We start from the raw sequence: 1,327 nt of genomic DNA, 5'->3' as shown, positions 1-1,327 counted from the left end.
TCGGTCCCACCCCTTCCCATCCCGAACAGGACCGTGAAACGATTTTGCGCCGATGATAGTGCTGCAACCAGTGTGAAAGTAGGTTATCGTCAGGCTAGTTATACAGAGAAGCCCACCAGTAAAGCTGGTGGGCTTTTCGCATTTATCGGCCATTTTTTCAGTACTGCAGTGCCGTGCTTCTCAATAAAAGCCCATCAAGTGATCTTGGTGGGCTTTTTTGCGTTTGGACGCAGTGTGGCTGGTTGGTAACTGTCGGTTTTGATTCGTGGCAACATTCGGTGTACCATGTCCGCTTTCCCTCCTTCAAACTCCCATGACCGCCAAGACCGACCCCAACACGCTGCGCCGTGCCGTAGGTAACGTCTGTACCGGAGCCGGACTGCTCGCCGCGCTGCTGGTCACGCCCGTATTTGCCGATGAATTGGCCGAAGTGAGCAAGCTGATGCGCGCCGGCAAGGCCGGCGAAGCACTGGCGCGTACCGATGCCTATCTGGCCAGGAATCCGGCAGATCCGCAAATGCGCTTCATGAAGGGTGTGCTGCTGACGGAGCAGAACAAGTCGGAGGCGGCGATCGCCATCTTCACCAAGCTGACGGAGGACTACAAGGATCTGCCGGAACCGTACAACAACCTGGCCGTGCTGTATGCTGCCAGCGGCCAGTACGACAAGGCGCGCGTGACGCTGGAAAAAGCTATCCGCACCAATCCCAGCTACATGACGGCGTACGAGAACCTGGGCGACGTGTACGGCCGGCTGGCCAGCCAGGCATATGACAAGGCCTTGGCGCTGGGCACCACCACGCCGCCGGCCACGTCCAAACTCACACTGTTGCGTACTTTCTCCAGCAGTACCGGCAGCAAGGCGGCGCCGGCTCCCGTTGCGCCAGCGGCGATTATTCCCGCCGCTCCCGCCGCTCCCGCCGCGACCGCATCTGCTGCGCCGGCCGCCCCGGTCAAGCTGGTGTCGCAGATACCTGAACAACCGAAGAGCGTGCCGATGCAGCGTATTCCGTCGATGGCAGTGGCGCCACAGGCTGCGCCGCCGGCGCCGCCCCCGCTTGCCGCCAAGCCCGCCCCTGCCCCTGCGCCTGTAGCCATAGCCGCAGCGCCCGCCAAACCTGCACTGGCCATAGCGCCTGCTGCAGCAGCCGCACTACCCAAGTTGCCCCCGGCCCCTGCCCGGAGCCCGGTTCCGGCCTCGGCGCCGGCGCCGGTACCGGTTGCCGCCGTTGCCGCGGCGACCGCAGTCAAAGCTGACGCGCCCAAGCTTGCCGCCCCGGCCGGCGCCAACGAGCGCGACGAGGTACTGGCCCGCGTCAACGGCTGG

At 63.8% G+C, this 1,327-nt stretch carries 1 protein-coding gene and 1 rRNA gene; both read left to right on the top strand.

The genetic code is table 11. From position 1 onward, the window contains the following. Nucleotides 1–95, top strand: a 5S ribosomal RNA gene (rrf, locus tag AC6H42_RS08520); the annotation flags it as partial. A gap of 218 nt (nt 96–313) precedes the next feature. After that, the coding region (locus AC6H42_RS08515) for a tetratricopeptide repeat protein (protein ID WP_497547830.1) at nt 314–1,327 on the top strand (1,014 nt) is incomplete at its 3' end.

The sequence above is a fragment of the Massilia sp. NBRC 108631 genome (assembly GCF_059704565.1).
Note: the sequence above shows the minus strand (reverse complement) of the source record. Positions and strands in the feature narration are given on the sequence as shown.